Origin of the sequence: Bacillus sp. S71, assembly GCF_016625265.1 — a bacterium.
Classification (GTDB): Bacteria; Bacillota; Bacilli; order Bacillales; family Bacillaceae_G; genus Bacillus_A; species Bacillus_A cereus.
Genome location: NZ_JACVUW010000010.1, coordinates 133405 through 150683, shown reverse-complemented (window position 1 = coordinate 150683; position 17279 = coordinate 133405). Strand labels below are relative to the sequence as shown.

Sequence of the window (17279 nt, the reverse complement as noted above, 5' to 3'; positions counted from 1 at the left end):
CCCCTTATGCTACTTTTCTACTATTTGTATTGCTTCCGCTTTTTTTACTTGTCATATAAGAGATTGCTAGTACAATCACAGTTGCGATAATCACATAAATAAGTGCTGCATTTTGTTTTCCTTCAAATACAACTTGATGGAATAATCCTGCAAGTGATCCACCTAGAATTGGACCAACTACTGGAATCCATGCATACTTCCAGTTTGAACCGCCTTTTCCTGCAATCGGAAGGAAGAAGTGTGCGATACGCGGACCTAAATCACGTGCTGGGTTAATTGCGTATCCTGTTGTCCCACCTAATGATAAACCAATACTTACAATTAAGAAACCTACGATAAATGGATTTAATCCATCTGCAAATTTATTTGCACCAATTGCTAATATACCAAATACTAAAACGAATGTTCCAATCATTTCACTTAAAAGGTTTGCAAATGTGTTCGGAATTGCTGGACCTGTTGCAAATACGCCTAACTTTGTTCCTGGATCTTCTGTTTCTTTCCAATGTGGTAAGTAATGTAAATATACGATAACTGCCCCGATAATTGCCCCAATCATTTGTGCTACGATATAACCTGGTACGTCACTCCATGGGAACGCTCCCTTAAATGCTAGTCCTATCGTTAAAGCTGGATTCAAATGTGCCCCACTAATTGATCCAACCGCATACGCTGCAACCGCTACTGCTAAGCCCCAGCCCATTGTAATAACAATCCAACCTGAATCTTTCGCAAACGATTTCTTTAAACTTACACCAGCACAAACGCCGCCACCAAGTACGATTAACAACGCAGTCCCTATTAACTCTCCTAAAAATGCTGACATAGTATCCCTCCACAATCAATTTAAACGCTTCCAAATGTGATAGAGGTAAAATGAATGGCCATTCGTTTTTGTCAAAAGAAAAAGACCCACAGCTTTGCACGCTTCTATATAAATTTATATAGAAACAATGAAATGTGGATCTCTTCTTTTCTCCGTCACGTTTATTAACTTGTCTATAATGTTAACCTCTTATGAAAGCGGTGTCAACAGAATTTTTTCACATTTTCGTCACTTTTTTTGGTAATGTTTCCATAGTTCGCGTTTTGACGTCGTAATCGCTGTCGCACCAGCGTTTAAAGCTCTTTCCACATCTTCTACAGTACGAATAAAACCACCTGCTAAAATCGGTACACCAGTACGCTCTTTCACTTCAGCGATAATATCCGTCATTGCTCCTGGAAGCACCTCAATATAATCCGGTTTCGTCTTATCTAAAAGATTGCAGCTCTTCTCCATCGCACTCGAATCGATTAAAAAGATGCGTTGTATTGCCACAACACCTTTTTGCTTCGCCTTCATAATAACGCTCGCCTTTGTCGAAAGTAACCCGTACGGTCTAAACTCCTGACATAAATATTCCGTCGCATGCCCATCACTCTGCAAGCCATGAATTAAATCCACATGTAAAAACACCTTTTTACAATATTGCTTCGCAAGTGATATAACACTCTTCAATTGGCCGACATGAATATCTAAAATAACGATATATTCATACGAACTATGTAATAGCTTTTCCAAATCTTTAATTTGCCTCACTGCCGGCAAAATCTTCTGTTCATGAAATTCCATTCTAAGTGTCCCCTTCTTTATGTCATCCTATCCTTTATAGTACACAATTTAAGTGAAAAGAACAGCCAGTGTTGGGGATTTCTTTCAAATCTTTCCTCTATTTATATATTTTCTTCAACTTATCGGAACCTATACCACCTATAATCATGAATACAAGGGGCAAAAGATTCATTACATATGGCGCATCTGCTACAATTGTAATACTTGCTCCAGCAAACTTATTTAGCATCCATACAACGATTTTTGCAATAAACAAAAATACTCCTATCATAAATAGACTATCAAAAAACACCTTCCATTTTGGATACGCCAATTGCTTACTATCTTCAATTATTTTCTGCGTCAATTCTTCATCACTCCTTAGCAGTTCATCAATTGTAATACCGAACAGATCGCTTAAATGAATAATAATTTCAATGCTCGGATAGTTCTTTCCCGTCTCCCATTTCGAAACAGATTGCCTACTCACATGAAGTTTTTCAGCCAAATCATTTTGCGACCAATTTCTTTTTTCCCTTTCTTCTTTTAAACGCTCACTAAAAATCATACTGTGTTTATCACCTCTCTATGCCCACTATGTTCAAATAAATGATGAAGAGTAAAGCTAGTTATCGTTTCATTTCCTGCGCAACTTATGCGTTACAGCTTATAATGGCGCTATTTTATATGTATCTTCCCTATACTATGCTCCAATAATAATTTCCCGAACAATAATACAAAGAACGGATACTAATAAAGACTAGATTAGGCATAAAAAATACGCCATTCCTTCTTATCAGTCTCCAGAAAGAATAACGCAAATTTTCATTTTTACTCATCACTTTTCGGACTATATGAAAACCCCGGATATTTCACAACAGGCCACTTCTCCTTACGCAGAGAATCCATTACTTGCGGGCCAACATGTATATTACTCTCCACTATTTCTTTAGGAGTCAGTGCCATCCATTGATTTAACGATACATCTTCAAAACGATTGCTTCTGAACATCTCTAAAAACCATAATGTTTCGGTACCTGTATTTTGAATATAATGCCCCGTCGCAAACGGTACATATCCGACATCGCCAGCTCTATAATCAAATGTACGAGCGGTACCATTTCCAAGAAACACAGTCATTCTCGCTTCCCCTGTCAAATAATATTGCCATTCATCATTATTCGGGTGCCAATGAAGTTCTCTCATTCCACCAGGCTCAACCTCAACGAGCGCTGCTGCGATTGTTTTTGAAATAGGGAAATTTGTAGAATCTACAATTCGAACGCTACCACCAGGAGTCTTAATTGGCTTTTGTTTTAACAGTTCATGTTTAAATGTTAAAGGAACTTCCCCTTTCGGTGATTGAACTTCCTGACTTTCAAGCGAACCTGGCACCTCTCCTTGATAAATATAAACTTGACCTGAAGGGATAGAATGAAAAGCACTCTCAGGTACTCCAAAATTAGCCGACAATACTTCTTTTGGCGTATGCGCAAACCAATCAGAAATAGCTAAAGTAGATAAATCAGAAAAATGTCCATCATCGAAAACAAGTAGAAATTCACAATGTTCCAATCCTTGAATGGAATGCGGAATACCAGGCGGAAAATACCAAAGATCACCTGGTCCAACATCAGCAATAAAATTCCGTCCATTTTGATCAACAGCCGTTATGCGTGCCCGTCCTAAAAGCATATACGCCCATTCCGCTTCTTTATGCCAATGAAGTTCTCGTATTCCACCGGCCGTTAAGCTCATATTTACCCCAGCAATCGTCGTCGAAACTGGTAGTTCCCGAGCAGTAATCTCCCGAGACCACCCGCCGTGTTTCAAAATCATAGAAGTGTCCGAGAATGAAAATTTCAAGTTAGGAACTAATCCTGCATCCGTTATAGGCGGAACAAGCATATTCGGATTTTGAATATCTCGCATAACATTACGAGGTCCAGAATCAATTGCACCTGCTCCGTCGCTGCGGATTGGTTGTGGCACATTCCCTCCCGCTTCATTAACAGTACGTTTCTTCATGATTACACCCCTTTTTCATCCGGTTATTAGGTGAAAATCCTCCACCATAGTGTATGAATTGGGCTTTAGATGGTTACAGTTACTATGGAGTTACATCAACTGCCTATCATTATCGTTTTGTGTTGATAAAGTGAAGGTTTAATCAGCCCTCACCGATCGGGCTTTTACGGGATAAATTGATATCTCATTTCGAATCGCTGATATACTTCGGAAAATAAAAAATAGATAACAACATGTTACCTTAATCTTTATCACTATTCTGATTACACCCTTTTTTAGAGTGGCAATATTAACACTCTCTTTTTAAAATTCCATATCAAAATCCCTTATATTATTAACAGCGATAAAAAGGATTTAAAAATTATTATTTAAGGTATTTCCCCAAATCATCTAAGTTTCTCGTATGATTTAGAATGATTACATACTCAACTTCAACTTCTGTTACTACCATTTCTAGTACTTGATGGACTTCAATATAATCATTTTCATATTCTTTTGCCGAAGATACAATCTCTTCTAAGGTTCTTACAAATGTTTCAGCACTCCAGTCTTTTGTTGACAACGCCACATAGGTTTGAAATTTTTTTGTATTCATGTTAGTTCTTATCTCCTCCAACAACAATAAAACTATATATTCATTATTTTAAATATAAAATACCCTCAAGCAAATATCAATTTTTTCATTTAATAAGTCTTCAATTTTAAAATGACAGCTAACAAACGAAACCTATACTTTTCTCTTATACAAATATTTAACATAATAAAAAAGAAGAGAAATACAATATATTTCTCTTCTTTAAATGTAATCTATTAAAGCAATACCGAATCTTTATCACTATCCTGATTACGTTTCTCACGCTCTTCTTCTAAGCGCTTCATATATACTTCGCCTTCTTTTTCAATAAACTCATTATCCATATCTTGCTCTTTTTTCGAAGTATATAAAACCATGTAGCCACTTAGTACAATCCCGACAATTACAAGATAAACCCACCATGGTAAAGTTTCCAAATCACTTCATTCCTTTCCTTAGACAAGCCTTATTAGTTTCACTTTATGAGGAAAGAAGTGGATTTATGCTTAAAATTTTTATTGTGGATGCTTCGCGAAAAATGCTTGTACATATTCCATAAACTCAATTGGTTCCTGACGAAACGGTGCGTGGTATCCTTTTTCAATAATATGAAACGTACTATTCGCAAATAGCCCATGATACAGTTCACCATTTTTCCAAGAAACACTTTTATCATGTCGTCCCCATATAATTAAAGTCGGCACCTTAATTTTATCAGCTTCCATCGCAATGCGGCGCTCTCTCATTTTCGTAAGCTGATCATAATGCTCTTTATCATCACGGCTATTTTTTACTTCATTTTTATTATACTTCGTAATCTCAGTTACAGTTTGTAAGTCCGTCGATAGCGGTGGTACTTCATAACTTTCTTTTTGCTGGAAAGACTCTATCCCTGTAGCATCCGCCAAGATGAGATGCGTCACTGCATCCGGATATAAATACGCTAAATTAAGGGACATCTCTCCGCCCATTGAATGGCCGAGCACCGCAAACTGATCGTATCCGAGCTTCTTCATTAACTTATAATATAAATTCACTTGCGCAGGAAACGAATACTGAAAATCAACCGGCTTAGAAGAACGCCCAAACCCTAAAACATCAACCGCAATAATCGTATGGTCTCGCGCTAGTTCCGGATAAATATCACTAAACCCATCAGAAGAACCACCAAACCCATGCAGCATAAGTAAAGGAGGTTTCCCCTCACCAATTTGTTTAAAATAAATCGTCTGCCCATCAATTTGCGCCATACTCTCTTTCGTATTCAGCTTCATCATAACAGTATCTTTCACTTCTCCAACCTTCGCAATCGGCTTATCGACGAAATTACAAACAATTAACAAAACGAGCACAATACCGCTAATCATATAAAACTTAAACCGTTTCAAAGTTCCCGTCTCCTTTCTCTTGTTGCTATTTAAAAGTTTTTACATTTTTTGGTTATTTTATGTTCTCTTTTTTAATTGTAACTAAAACAGTTACAATTATACTAAAAAAATATAACTCATTTCTATTACTAATGGTTATTCTGTAACTATTATAGTTACACATTTAAAGTAAGTCAATTCTTTTCTCTACATGGCCTAAAAATAGAAAAAGGGACTTCATGTTGAAGTCCCTTTCTTTGTTATTATAGTTGGCTTACTCCGCCGCCGTCACCTCTATTATCTGCTGGTGCTCCTCCTGTGTCGCCAATGTTAACGTAGTCTGGTCTTGCTGGTGCTCCTCCTGTGTCACCAATATTAACGTAGTCTGGTCTTGCTGGTGCCCCTCCTGTGTCACCAATATTTACAGCTTGATTTGTAAAAGAACTATTGAACCCAATTGATAATACCCCTACTAATGCAGTCCCAACAATAGCCAAACGAAATTTCTTCATTATTTTAACGCTCCCTTTTCCAATATATTTTTTTGAGCCTTATTATTCATATAAAAATATTTACTTGCCTTAACATGATCATCAAATTCATAAAATTTCAGTGCTAAAATTTCAGTGTATTCTTGAATACAATCCCATAATCTTTCTCTCTCAAAATAAGAAAGTCCTTCTAAAATTACATCTTCAATAATTGATACTGAAGATTTTCCATTGAGTTCTTTCAAAATTTTAAACCGATGTTGAAATTCTTTTTCTCCTAAATCAACACAAATATTTAAACCTTTTTCAACGATTGGATTCGCTAAATTATATTGTCCTAATTTGTAATGTTCACGCGCTTCTACAAATAAGGCTTTAAAGTGTTCTGGGTAGTTTTTGGTCACCTCAGATATATGACGAATTGCTAATTCTGAAAGATTTTGACTAGCATAAAGCCAAGCTAAATTATGCCGAACCATTAGCATATATTTTTTTTGATCTGCTTTTTGCAATACTTCCATAGCAGAATTAAAGTTTTCTTCCGCTAATTCATAGTGATCTATGTCTACACAACATAGTCCAAAAGCATTTTCACATAATCCTACTTTTATTTCATAACCTGGATATTGTAAAAATGCTGCTTTTGCCCTATTCAAGTAATCTATTGCATGAACTTGGTCATATTTTTGATAATAGAAATTCCCCATCCGATAATGAAACTCCGCATGTTCTATCGGATCGGCAATATATTTCAATAACTTCTCAGCTTGCTCATACTGTTCTTTCGCTTCGTTATAATTTGAAATTAATGTGCAATGAAACCCTTTAAAAAAGTGATAGTAATAAGCTAGAAAACCTTCTATTGGAATTTCGAAAGATTCCACTTTATCAAAACTATCTTCTCTAACCCCAATCCAATCAACTAATGCATCATATCTAAAATTCAACAACGCATGATAAAGCAATACATCCTGATCCACATCCAACCCACTAATCTTACTTTCAATCTCCTCTTTCATTTCCGTAGCCTTCTCTATATTTTGCTGCAACATTACACGATACCAATCATCTAAAGAATGTTTCATTTGCTCCCTTGTTACTACATCTGCTCCCATACACTCGCATCCCCTTTTCTCCAAAATTACAAAATTAGGATTTTTATACAATTATCAAAATTGTATATTACCACTCCTTTTCTATGTATTGAAAAATAATTATCAGAAAATTTAATATTTTAATTATACCAAAGTTTTCCTTTTTGATGACTTGAGAAACAATTGTCAGAAAACTTAATAGAACAAATAAAAAAGCAAGCAGTTCCAGCACTTCGCTAAAACTACTTGCTCTCCTACTTGCTCTCCTACTTACTATCTCTATTTTACTCTTTAATAAATTCCTTCGTACTTCTCACTGTATCAATTGGACGAACTAATTTTTCAATTTCTTCACGTTTTGGCTCTAGGAATGGAGGTAAAGATAATTTTTCGCCAAGCGTTTCGTATGACTCATCTCCCATAAATCCTGGGCCATCTGTTGCAAATTCAAATAAGATTTGTGGTGCAACTCTTGCGTATAATGATTCGAAGAAGTGACGGTTTACATAGCCAGATGAAGGAAGTCCTACGCTACTGATTCTCTCAATCCATTCTTCTAATACAGCGCGATCTTCTACGCGGAATGCCGCATGGTGCACTGTACCAAAACCTTGTTGTGCTTCAGGAAGAACTGTATTATGTTCTACAATAACAGATGCACCGTTTCCGCCTTTGTTCACTTCAAATAAATAGAATTCCCCTTCTTGCGCAACCTCTTTAAATAATAGAACTTTTTCTAACACTTCTTTGAAGAAGCTAAAGTTTGCGATACGAATGAATACAGGTCCTAAACCAGTGATTGCATATTCTAATGGTACTGGCCCGTTTTGCCACGGTGTACCTGATTCGATTCCTTTATCAAGTTCATCTGAGATTAATTGATATTGTTGGTCATCAAAGTCAACGAAAGAAAGAGTTTTCTTACCAAATTGCTCTTTAATTCCTGTATGTTCTACTTCAAGACGGTCAAAGCGTTTCACCCAATACTCTAATGCTGCATCAGTCGGAACACGGAATGAAGTTTTTGAAATTTCATTTGTACCGTGTACTCCTTTCGGAACACCTGGGAAGTCAAAGAATGTCATATCTGTTCCTGCACTACCTTTATCATCTGCAAAGAATAAATGATACGTTTGAATGTCATCTTGGTTTACTGTTTTCTTAACTAAACGCATTCCTAAAACGTGAGTAAAAAACTCATAGTTTTTTTCTGCACTACTTGTAATCGCTGTAACGTGGTGAATTCCTTTTAATTGGTTCATTTTATATTCCTCCAATAGTTTTTAATTTATATTTTCTCTCCTATTACTTCTCTTCAATAGGTGCTAAATTCGCTTCAATCTCTGCACGATGATCTTCTAAGAACGGTGGTAAATCAAGTTTTTCTCCTAAATGTTCCACATCTCCATCAACTGTAAATCCTGGTCCATCTGTCGCAATTTCAAAAAGGATTCCGTTTGATTCACGGAAATATAAGCTTTTAAAGTAGAAACGGTCGATGATTCCTGAAGACTGGAAGCCTCTTTGTTTCACCTGTTCTTCCCAATAGGCAAGCTCTGCATCGTTTTTCACGCGAATTGCTAAATGGTGAATGCTCCCTCGGCCCGGCTTTTCAGTAGGTCCATCTAAATATTTCACAACGATTTCTCCAAAAGCCTCTCCTTTAATGGATTGAAAAATTGCTTCCTCTTCGCTACGGCTAACCTCTGTATAACCAAACATTTCTGTAAGTGTACTCGCCATTTTATCAAGTCTACGAACGGTCATTTCCACAGAACCCATTCCTTGAATTTGATGCTCTGCAGGAACTTCTGATTTCTCCCAAGTTTCCCAGTGCTCTACTTTTTCCCCGTTTGAAACGAGTAGTACTAAGCGAAGACCTTCAGCATCCTCAAATTGCAAAGCAGGACGATTTGCATATGTTGTCATTTCACTATGTTTCACATCAAATTTTTCAAAGCGTTCTTTCCAGTAATGCAAGCTATCCTCTGAAGGAACAAGTAATCCAATTCGAGTAATCGCATTCGTACCGCGATATGTTCTTCCTACTAATGGAATTTCAAAAAATGATAATTCCGTACCTGGACTTCCTGTTTTATCTCCATAAAATAAGTGGTACATTGACGGATCATCTTGGTTTACTGTCATTTTCACACGACGCAAGCCAAGCACGTTTTTATAAAAGTGATTATTTTCATTTGCATTTTTCGTAACCATTGAAATGTGATGATGCCCTTTAATTTTATACATTGGTTATTCCTCCGTTTCGTTTTACTAGTCAAGTGATAACTAAAAAAATAACATTTCCCACAACTAATATGGTTTTTAGCTTTTCAATTTATTCTTAATTATGTTTTTGTAAATTCATCTTAGTTTTTACTGTATAAGTTACTTTGTTTTTTAATCGAAAACAACTGAGTATATGTTTTTCATATGACTCAATCGCTTTCGTTACTATCACTTTACACCTCAAGTGATTGAAAAGCAAGTAAAAAATCTCGAATTCAAGATTTTTTTGTTAAATAACATTTAGGGTGTAAAATCATTAATTTCTGGATAGCGTCACATCACTATCAAGCTAAAGACTCAAAGCTCTCCATGCCCATCAAGCTAACAAGAATACACTACCCCAAAACGATAAAAATGAACTTCGTTGCTATAAAAGACAACTTTTTTTGTTCCGAGGGAATTATAGAATTTTATATCTTTACAATTATTTATGGGGAGTTAATTCATTTTTTTCAAGAATAAGTAATTTCTTAAATAGAAGTTCACGTACCTCTTCCTTATGATAATTAATTTTTGTTGATTGATAAGAAATTTAATGAATGATTATTCGAATATGCTTTCGTAAATGTTAAATGTAGTTTTGGGATAATGTTTGGTCAAGTTGATACTAATACCCTCGATAAACGAAAGAAAATTAAGAGTGTTCCGAGAAAAAGTAATTAAAAAACGCTCATTTACAGAAGAACATTATTTAAGTGAAGCCCTCTATAATTCAATTACAACTCCTTGAAAGTTTATGATACTATCCTGATCACACTTTTTATATTTAATGTTTTAAGGAAAAAAGCTATACTATAAGCGAAACTAAAAATCAGAAAGGAAATACCATAACATGGAAAATTATATGCTATTTATCCTTACAGCACTCCTTATTATAATGATGCCTGGTCCCGGTTTTGCTTTAGTTACAAAAAACACTATCTCTCATGGTAGAAATGGTGGGATAAAGACCGTCTTAGGAACGGTATCTGGAATGATGATTCATACAATAATGGCTACACTAGGACTCTCTGCTATCTTAATGAAATTTGCTATGCTATTTACATTAATAAAATATGCTGGGGCATTTTATTTAATTTATTTAGCTGTAAAGTCAATTAAAAGTGCCTTTTCTAAAAAAGAAGAGATGTCAGGTTCAGTGGAAATAAACTCTAAGGATATTGGAACGGTTAAAAGTTTTAGACAAGGATTTACCACGGCAATCTTAAACCCAAAAACGGCTGTATTTTTCCTTAGTTTTCTACCCCAATTTATTGTGAGTAATCAAAGTCATTTCTTCCAATTTCTTTTGTTGGGATTCACATTTACGACTTTGACAGCAATATGGTATTTACTTTATATCTCTCTAATACGTCAATTAAGAACTTTTTTAAGAAAAGAAAAGGTGAACCGTACAATAGAGGGTATTACTGGCACAGTATTATTAGTATTTGGAGTTAGGCTATTTTTCCAAAAATAAATATGTAATAGAGAGCGTTTAAAACTTTCGGTTTTTCCAATAAATGAATCAATATAAAAAGTATGGCTTTCAAACAGTAAAAAGTGAACAAACGGGTGTGTTTGTGGAATAAGCTTCAATAAAATAACCAAACTTTTTATAAAGAAGTGAATCGATTATATTAAAATTGATATAAAGGCGTTATCCTTTCCTATGATTTCTCATAAAGAATAACGCCTTGCTCTTTTTAGAGGGTATTTTGTCTAGTTAGCTTGATAGCGATGTGGTTCTATCCCTTATAAAGTGAAACTTTAATCAGTGGGGGTTTTGTTCATCCCCACTGATTATTAGCCCACACCAATCGGGCTTTTACGGACAGTTGATCCCCCACCTAACTTCTTTGCTTCCGCTGAATTTTGAGGTCTGGGTCTTACTGCCCGTTAATGCGGGATAAATGTTACAAAAACATTTATAATAGCTCTAACTTGCACAATGCTTCCCGTTAATATAATACGCTGATTCTGTGAAAACCGTAAATACAATCTCTACTTCTGGAAGTCCAAAATCCATTACATATGTAGTAATGGCCTTGGCAAATCGATTACGAATTTCCTGTCCACGCTCGAACCATTTCACTTCAATAAGAGGAAACGCTTCTATTTCTTCTCCATTGAATATAAACGTAGAACTTGGTAGTTCCAACGTAAAATTATCCGTACCACACTCACAAATCTCTGCGAGCTCTTCTACTAATGGCTTGCTTATGTGTTTTAATTGTTCAGTAGTAATTCCACGAAACACAATATGCGGCATGTAAATCCCTCCTTTAGATAGTTTTATATTTGCCCACATCATAGCACAATTCTCCCACCTTTTAACAAAAATAGATGCTAAACAAGTTTCAACTCTTATTTTTAGGCCTGTTATACAGGCTGAAGCGATTCTAAGTATCTGCCATATTAAAGTTGATATGCTCCCATTCTAGTGGTGAGATATGTTTTAATCGTTCTTCGTTAATCCCATGCGTACTTCTTAACTATTTCATTTAATTTTTAATAAAGAAAACAGCCTCACTAAGCTTTTAAAACTTAATGAGGCCACTTTATTCACACTTTTAATTATGGAACGTCGGTTTATAGAACGAACGATTATCAAGTGCGAAGACACGCTCTGTGTATTCACCTGGTTTTGTACGTCCTAATGCGCGGTCCATCATGTTCATTTTTGCATCTAAGTTATCGATGTAATGCAGAATTTCTGCTTCTTTTACTAATGGTGGTTTTGGGCTACCCCATTCCGCTTTTCCGTGATGAGAAAGGACGATGTGTTGAAGAATTAATACTTCTTCTGCATCGATTTGCAATTCGTCTGCTGCTTTACCGATTTCGTTCACCATGATAGAAATGTGGCCTAGTAAATTTCCTTCTAACGTATACGTTGTAGAAATTGGGCCAGATAGTTCAATTACTTTACCAAGGTCATGTAAAATAACGCCTGCATATAGTAAGTCTTTATCTAATGATGGGTATAGATTTGAAATAGCTTTCGCTAAATCTAGCATCGATACGACGTGATAAGCTAGTCCAGATACGAACTCGTGATGGTTCTTTGTCGCTGCTGGATATTCTAAAAATTCGTTTTGATGCTTATTTAACAAATGTCTTGTTAGACGTTGAATGTTCGGATTTCTCATTTCAAATATGTATTGTGTAATTTTCTCAACCATATCTTCTTTTTTCACTGGTGCTTTTTCTACGAAATCCGAGATGTCTGTTACTTCATTTTCATTCGCAACACGGATTTGTTTCACACGCAATTGAATACGTCCTTTGTAGTTTAAAATATCACCAGCTACTTTAACGATTGTTTCTGCTACATATTGTTTCTCAACTTCTGGTGATACGTCCCATAGCTTCGCTTCAATATCTCCACTTGGATCTTGTAAGATTACTGTTAAAAATGGCTTTCCATTACTTGCTAGACCTTTTGTCGCTGTTTTAATTAACAAGAAAACATCGACTTGTTCACCAACTTCATATTCTGCAATTTTCTTTTTCATTCGAATTCCTCCACCAAATCAGTTACTTTTAGTATAGCATATCACAACTCATTTTCTTTACGCTTATGTGTTAATTTTACAATCTGTTTTTCTGTAAAATACGCGAGTAAATGCGCATGACATGTAAAGAAGATGACTTGTCTATCTTTTGCGATTTCCTTTATTAGTTCAATCGTTCGGTCCGTCCTTACCGCATCAAAGTGCACGAAACTATCATCAATAATAAATGGATACTCGTGTTCAAATGTTTTCGCAAGTGCAAATCTCAGCGATAAATATAACTGCTCCGCTGTCGCTTGGCTTAGTTCATGACTGTAAAAACGTATACCGTCGTTACGTTCAACAACGAACGGCTCCGCCTCTGACGGTGAAAAGATTTTACTATAGCGTCCGCCCGTTAAATAGACGAAATACTCTTCTGATTTTTGTAAAATACGAGGCAGATGCACTTCATGATAATATTGCTTTGTTTTCGTTAACACCGTTTTTGCGGCCGCATAAGCAGCCCACTTCTTCACTTGTTCACGTACTTGCGCTTTTTTCATTTCCCACTCATGCATTAAATCGCCGTACGTACTACCTTCTTCTAAATTCACAATTTCCATACGATGTTTCGCAATGCGCTCTGTCAGTTCTTTCTCTTGCGCCAGACAGTTTTGCACGACTGTAATTTCTCTCTTTAATTTCTCTTCATAACCGTCAGCTTCGTAATGTTCAGCTAATGATAAACTCTTTAAACGCTGTTCTAACAGATCAATTTGCGGTAATAAACGCACTACTTGTTTCTCAGCATCTTCACGTTTTCCCGCTAGTTTACCTGCTTCTAAAAACATCTCTTCATCTGTAGCCTCTGCAATATGCCATAAACTGTCTCGTTCTACTAGCAATTGCTTTAATTGCTCTTGCATGAACTCATATTCTTCTTGCCATTCAGCTAGTTTCTCTTTCAACTGCTTACAAGTTTGTCTCTTCTCTTTCTCATTTTGCATAAGCCTTTGCGCCTCATACAACTTACTATACTCCGCACTACCGATAACAGTTTCTAGTTTATGTTCAAATTGCGAAATCATTTCATATAATGAAGATTTTCGTGTGCCTTGTTTTTCTAACTCCCGATATAATTGCTGCATTTTTTCTATACGCTCAAACGCCGGCAATATGTGCGCATACGTATAAAAATCAGGGAACATATAGCGCGTTTTATATGCATCTACTTGTTCTCCCGCCTGGAACGTTTCTCTCTCCCATTCCTCATACGATGAAACGACTTTATCATAAGCTCGCTCCATTTGCTGCAATTTATAAGACTCACGCTCAAATAGCTTACGAATCTCTTCATCTTTTTCTAACTGATAGCGCACAGACAGCGCTTCTTCACTTTGTCTCCCGCCAGCACTTTGCTGAAGAGTAAGAAGCTCTTCTTGTAATCCACTTGACGGATCTTTATATAAAACAAGGGCAAGAACAATCCCTACAAAAACAATAACACTAATAAATAAGAGCGGGCGGTTATCAATAAATAAACTCGTGAATAAAACAAGCGTGTTAATAAGAAGTAACAGAAGACAAACTCTTTGCCACTGCTTTTTCTTTTGCATAGCTACTCCTGCTTTTTCCTCATACTTGCGCTTCATTCTCTCTGCGCCCATACCGATAAACGCCGCATCTTGGAACGATTTCTCTTTCTCAACTAACGTATTTCGCTCTTCATCAACTAACATTTGTTTCTGAATCTGTCTTATATTTTCTTCTTGTTCTTCTAATTGCTCTTGCGCTACTTTAAAACGATCATCAAGCTGTGCTTTTTGCGTTTCTAATTCACGTGCCTTTTGCACGGTTTGCGTAATTAATTCTTTCGTTGCCAAACTCATGTCAAACGCAAGAACCGCTTCCTTTTCAAAAGTAGCACCAATTTGCTGTTCTAGTTCTGCAATTTCTTTTTTTATATTCGCAATACTTCCTGTCATATCACGCATTTCTTGGCGTGCATTTTCGTAAGACATATGTTGCATACGAAGTTCTTCTACATAACTTTCTTTTTGTAAAAACTCTTCATCTATTTGAATCGAGGCAATTTCCGATTGCACTGTCTCGATTTTCTTATGGAGCGAATCAACTTGTAACTGAAGCGGCTCCATCTTCGCCTTAATCGCTTCATAGCGCGCCATTCCGTTTACAGGAAACTGCCCGCTCTCATTTTCTAACACTTTCTCATGCGCACGCTTTTCAATAACGAGGGGCTCAAGCGCTGCTAATATTTCATAATCTTGCTTTCGCTTTTCTGCATTCTCTTTTTCCACGCGAACAGAAGCAAGCTTCTCTTCACTTTCTTTTAACTGCTCCACTTGTTTTTCATACGTGCCAATTTTTCCTTGCCACTCTTTCATCTTCTCTTCAAGCTTCTTCATCTCTTGCAGTGACACGTTAATTTCCGGTTTACGCCCACTCGGTTTAAAACGCTGATCCATTTCTTTTTCTAGCTTTTTATCTAACTGTAATAGCGCATCGCTTCCGACTGCACTTGCTGAAAATAAATAATTGCCAATATCCGCTTCGCCGAGCTGATGAATATTTTGAAGACCATGCATATCAAATGAAAAGACCGATTCAAATAAACTTTCATTCATCCCGCTTAATATATCGTTTAAAATTTCCTCGCCGCCCGTTTTCCCGTCTTCAAAATAAACGGTCACCTCGCCAGTTGCCGTCTTTGGCAATCGTTCAATTTTCAAACGGCCGTACTGCTCTGTTTGCACAGTCAGCGCACCGCCATACTTCCCGCCTTCTTTCGGCTCATAACGGCGCTGTCCTCTCGTCGGAAAACCGAACAGAATACTTTTCATAAATGAGCGAATTGTCGATTTCCCCGCTTCATTTTCACCGTATAACACCGTCAACAATGAAAGATCCATTTCCACATTTTCTAATTTTCCGTACCCATAAATATGGAGTTTTTCAATTCTCATTTTTTATCCCTCTCTTGCTGGAATAATTGCTCTAAAATAATATTTTCTGCTTCCTTTTGAATCTCTTTCTTCTCTTCTTCTGTAAAAGATTCAATACTATTACGCGCTACAGGAGATGTCCAAATGGTGCGCAACACGCCGTCCATATTTGTGAAAGCTTCTAGCTCCTTTAGCACACTACCGACGAAATGATTTTCCGCTTTCAAACGTTCGATTTCCGCAAAAGAAACCGTCTCATTTTTCCACTTCATTGCATATACGAAATCTTTTCGCTCTTCGCCAGATGCTAAAATATGAAAAATCTCTTCCACACGCTTTTCGTCACGCAAATAAGGAGAAAGTGGGCCCTGCCCTGTGAATACGACCGTTAAAAGCGTCCCTTCCTCTTCTCTTCGGCAATCATTCATCGCAGTTGACATGCTCGTCATAAGTTCATCAACAGTTTCAAGTCCATCAATACAAACCTCGATCTCATCCCATACAACATCTGCCGTATGGAAAAATGAACACTGCGTTCCTTGTTTCGTAAGTTCAATAAGGTACGCACCCTTCTCGCCTGTTTCCTTACGATGACGACCTTGTATGTTTCCTGGATAAATAATGTATGGCTCTTCTGATAAAATTTCACGTTTATGTATATGGCCAAGAGCCCAATAATCAAACTGTTTTTCTTTCAATTCACGAATTTGAAACGGTGCATAGCGATTATGCTCTGCATCTCCTTCCACACTTCCGTGAAGCATGCCAATATGAAAAGGCGCATCACTCATTTTCGTATACTGCGCTGTCATATTATCCGTTACCGCTTGCTGCAAATAACTAAACCCATAAATAGAAGCTAATAGCTCACCATTTTTATAAAATGATTTCTCTTCTACATAAGGATCGGTAAACACATGAACATTTTCCGGAAACTCAATTGCTGCCCAGCTTCCCCCTAAATGATCATGGTTACCGTGAATAATAAAAACAGGGATATCGTACTGCGAAAGTCTCTTCATTTGCTCACGCACAAACACTTGCGCCCTCAAACTTCTCGTCTCCGCATCATACAAATCCCCAGCTAGTAATACGAAATCAACGCGCTCTTGAATCGCTTTATCAACAATACGCTCAAATGATTCAAACGTACTTTGCTTCATTCTCTCCCAAACAGACTGCGCCACATTCATCTCCATCCCTTTAAACGGACTATCCAAATGCAAATCAGCCGCATGTATAAACTTTACTTGTTTCACAAATAACGATCCTTTCTATCTTTCAAAAGTTTCATTTTATTAAAATTAATATCGCTGAAAACTAATCATCATCGAGAATGAAAATATTCTCGATGATTAAAGTTTCATTCTATTTTACCACGCAATGTCATATATTTCTTT

The 17279-nt window shown here is 36.6% G+C and carries 16 protein-coding genes; 1 reads left to right on the top strand and 15 read right to left on the bottom strand.

The window, feature by feature from the left end; all coding sequences use genetic code 11:
- Positions 1-4 precede the first annotated feature (4 nt).
- The 11 genes from glpF to IBT51_RS20515 form a co-directional block, all read right to left on the bottom strand.
- On the bottom strand, positions 5-826 hold the full coding sequence (gene glpF, locus IBT51_RS20565) for a glycerol uptake facilitator protein GlpF (RefSeq protein ID WP_001272199.1): 822 nt from the start codon (positions 824-826) through the stop codon (positions 5-7).
- 228 nt (positions 827-1054) lie between these two features.
- Positions 1055-1615 (bottom strand): glycerol uptake operon antiterminator GlpP, encoded by a 561-nt coding sequence (glpP, locus tag IBT51_RS20560; protein WP_000394286.1) that lies wholly within the window; start codon positions 1613-1615, stop codon positions 1055-1057.
- A 97-nt stretch (positions 1616-1712) separates the two neighbouring features.
- Positions 1713-2162: a helix-turn-helix domain-containing protein gene (locus tag IBT51_RS20555; RefSeq protein ID WP_000577652.1), complete on the bottom strand. Its 450-nt coding sequence runs from the start codon at positions 2160-2162 to the stop codon at positions 1713-1715.
- A gap of 263 nt (positions 2163-2425) precedes the next feature.
- Entirely contained in the window at positions 2426-3622 is a 1197-nt protein-coding gene (locus IBT51_RS20550) for an oxalate decarboxylase family bicupin (protein ID WP_161114069.1), read from the bottom strand.
- A 364-nt stretch (positions 3623-3986) separates the two neighbouring features.
- Entirely contained in the window at positions 3987-4217 is a 231-nt protein-coding gene (locus IBT51_RS20545) for a hypothetical protein (protein ID WP_001093032.1), read from the bottom strand.
- 215 nt (positions 4218-4432) lie between these two features.
- Positions 4433-4633: a sporulation YhaL family protein gene (locus IBT51_RS20540; protein ID WP_000449223.1), complete on the bottom strand. Its 201-nt coding sequence runs from the start codon at positions 4631-4633 to the stop codon at positions 4433-4435.
- 78 nt (positions 4634-4711) lie between these two features.
- Entirely contained in the window at positions 4712-5584 is an 873-nt protein-coding gene (locus IBT51_RS20535) for an alpha/beta fold hydrolase (protein WP_140155497.1), read from the bottom strand.
- A 242-nt stretch (positions 5585-5826) separates the two neighbouring features.
- Complete coding sequence (locus IBT51_RS20530) at positions 5827-6075, bottom strand: Phr family secreted Rap phosphatase inhibitor (RefSeq protein WP_053565089.1); 249 nt, start codon at positions 6073-6075, stop codon at positions 5827-5829.
- Positions 6075-7169, bottom strand: coding sequence for a response regulator aspartate phosphatase (locus IBT51_RS20525; protein WP_200458623.1), 1095 nt, complete (start codon positions 7167-7169; stop codon positions 6075-6077). The genes IBT51_RS20530 and IBT51_RS20525 overlap by 1 nt, the downstream gene beginning before the upstream one ends.
- Positions 7170-7432: 263 nt before the next feature.
- Positions 7433-8410, bottom strand: a complete 978-nt coding sequence (locus IBT51_RS20520; RefSeq protein ID WP_053565091.1) for a ring-cleaving dioxygenase — start codon at positions 8408-8410, stop codon at positions 7433-7435.
- Positions 8411-8453: 43 nt separating this feature from the next.
- Entirely contained in the window at positions 8454-9398 is a 945-nt protein-coding gene (locus IBT51_RS20515; protein WP_200458624.1) for a ring-cleaving dioxygenase, read from the bottom strand.
- A gap of 871 nt (positions 9399-10269) precedes the next feature.
- Between IBT51_RS20515 and IBT51_RS20510 the strand changes: the two genes are divergently transcribed.
- Positions 10270-10896: a LysE family translocator gene (locus tag IBT51_RS20510; RefSeq protein ID WP_053565093.1), complete on the top strand. Its 627-nt coding sequence runs from the start codon at positions 10270-10272 to the stop codon at positions 10894-10896.
- A 459-nt stretch (positions 10897-11355) separates the two neighbouring features.
- Here the strand turns inward: IBT51_RS20510 and IBT51_RS20505 are convergent, their stop codons facing one another.
- From IBT51_RS20505 to IBT51_RS20490, 4 genes are all read right to left on the bottom strand, one after another.
- Entirely contained in the window at positions 11356-11688 is a 333-nt protein-coding gene (locus IBT51_RS20505; RefSeq protein ID WP_053565094.1) for a DUF1904 family protein, read from the bottom strand.
- A gap of 301 nt (positions 11689-11989) precedes the next feature.
- On the bottom strand, positions 11990-12934 hold the full coding sequence (yhaM, locus tag IBT51_RS20500) for a 3'-5' exoribonuclease YhaM (protein ID WP_000726652.1): 945 nt from the start codon (positions 12932-12934) through the stop codon (positions 11990-11992).
- A gap of 41 nt (positions 12935-12975) precedes the next feature.
- Positions 12976-15900: an ATP-binding protein gene (locus IBT51_RS20495; protein ID WP_200458625.1), complete on the bottom strand. Its 2925-nt coding sequence runs from the start codon at positions 15898-15900 to the stop codon at positions 12976-12978.
- Positions 15897-17138, bottom strand: coding sequence for a metallophosphoesterase family protein (locus IBT51_RS20490; protein ID WP_098852336.1), 1242 nt, complete (start codon positions 17136-17138; stop codon positions 15897-15899). The genes IBT51_RS20495 and IBT51_RS20490 overlap by 4 nt, the downstream gene beginning before the upstream one ends.
- Positions 17139-17279 lie beyond the last annotated feature (141 nt).

Coding starts and splice junctions, on each gene's coding strand:
- IBT51_RS20555 (WP_000577652.1), bottom strand. CDS start 2,162: ATGATTTTTAGTGAGCGTTTAAAAGAAGAAAGGGAAAAAAGAAATTGG.
- glpF (WP_001272199.1), bottom strand. CDS start 826: ATGTCAGCATTTTTAGGAGAGTTAATAGGGACTGCGTTGTTAATCGTA.
- IBT51_RS20515 (WP_200458624.1), bottom strand. CDS start 9,398: ATGTATAAAATTAAAGGGCATCATCACATTTCAATGGTTACGAAAAAT.
- yhaM (WP_000726652.1), bottom strand. CDS start 12,934: ATGAAAAAGAAAATTGCAGAATATGAAGTTGGTGAACAAGTCGATGTT.
- IBT51_RS20530 (WP_053565089.1), bottom strand. CDS start 6,075: ATGAAGAAATTTCGTTTGGCTATTGTTGGGACTGCATTAGTAGGGGTA.
- IBT51_RS20550 (WP_161114069.1), bottom strand. CDS start 3,622: ATGAAGAAACGTACTGTTAATGAAGCGGGAGGGAATGTGCCACAACCA.
- IBT51_RS20510 (WP_053565093.1), top strand. CDS start 10,270: ATGGAAAATTATATGCTATTTATCCTTACAGCACTCCTTATTATAATG.
- IBT51_RS20495 (WP_200458625.1), bottom strand. CDS start 15,900: ATGAGAATTGAAAAACTCCATATTTATGGGTACGGAAAATTAGAAAAT.
- glpP (WP_000394286.1), bottom strand. CDS start 1,615: ATGGAATTTCATGAACAGAAGATTTTGCCGGCAGTGAGGCAAATTAAA.
- IBT51_RS20520 (WP_053565091.1), bottom strand. CDS start 8,410: ATGAACCAATTAAAAGGAATTCACCACGTTACAGCGATTACAAGTAGT.
- IBT51_RS20525 (WP_200458623.1), bottom strand. CDS start 7,169: ATGGGAGCAGATGTAGTAACAAGGGAGCAAATGAAACATTCTTTAGAT.
- IBT51_RS20545 (WP_001093032.1), bottom strand. CDS start 4,217: ATGAATACAAAAAAATTTCAAACCTATGTGGCGTTGTCAACAAAAGAC.
- IBT51_RS20505 (WP_053565094.1), bottom strand. CDS start 11,688: ATGCCGCATATTGTGTTTCGTGGAATTACTACTGAACAATTAAAACAC.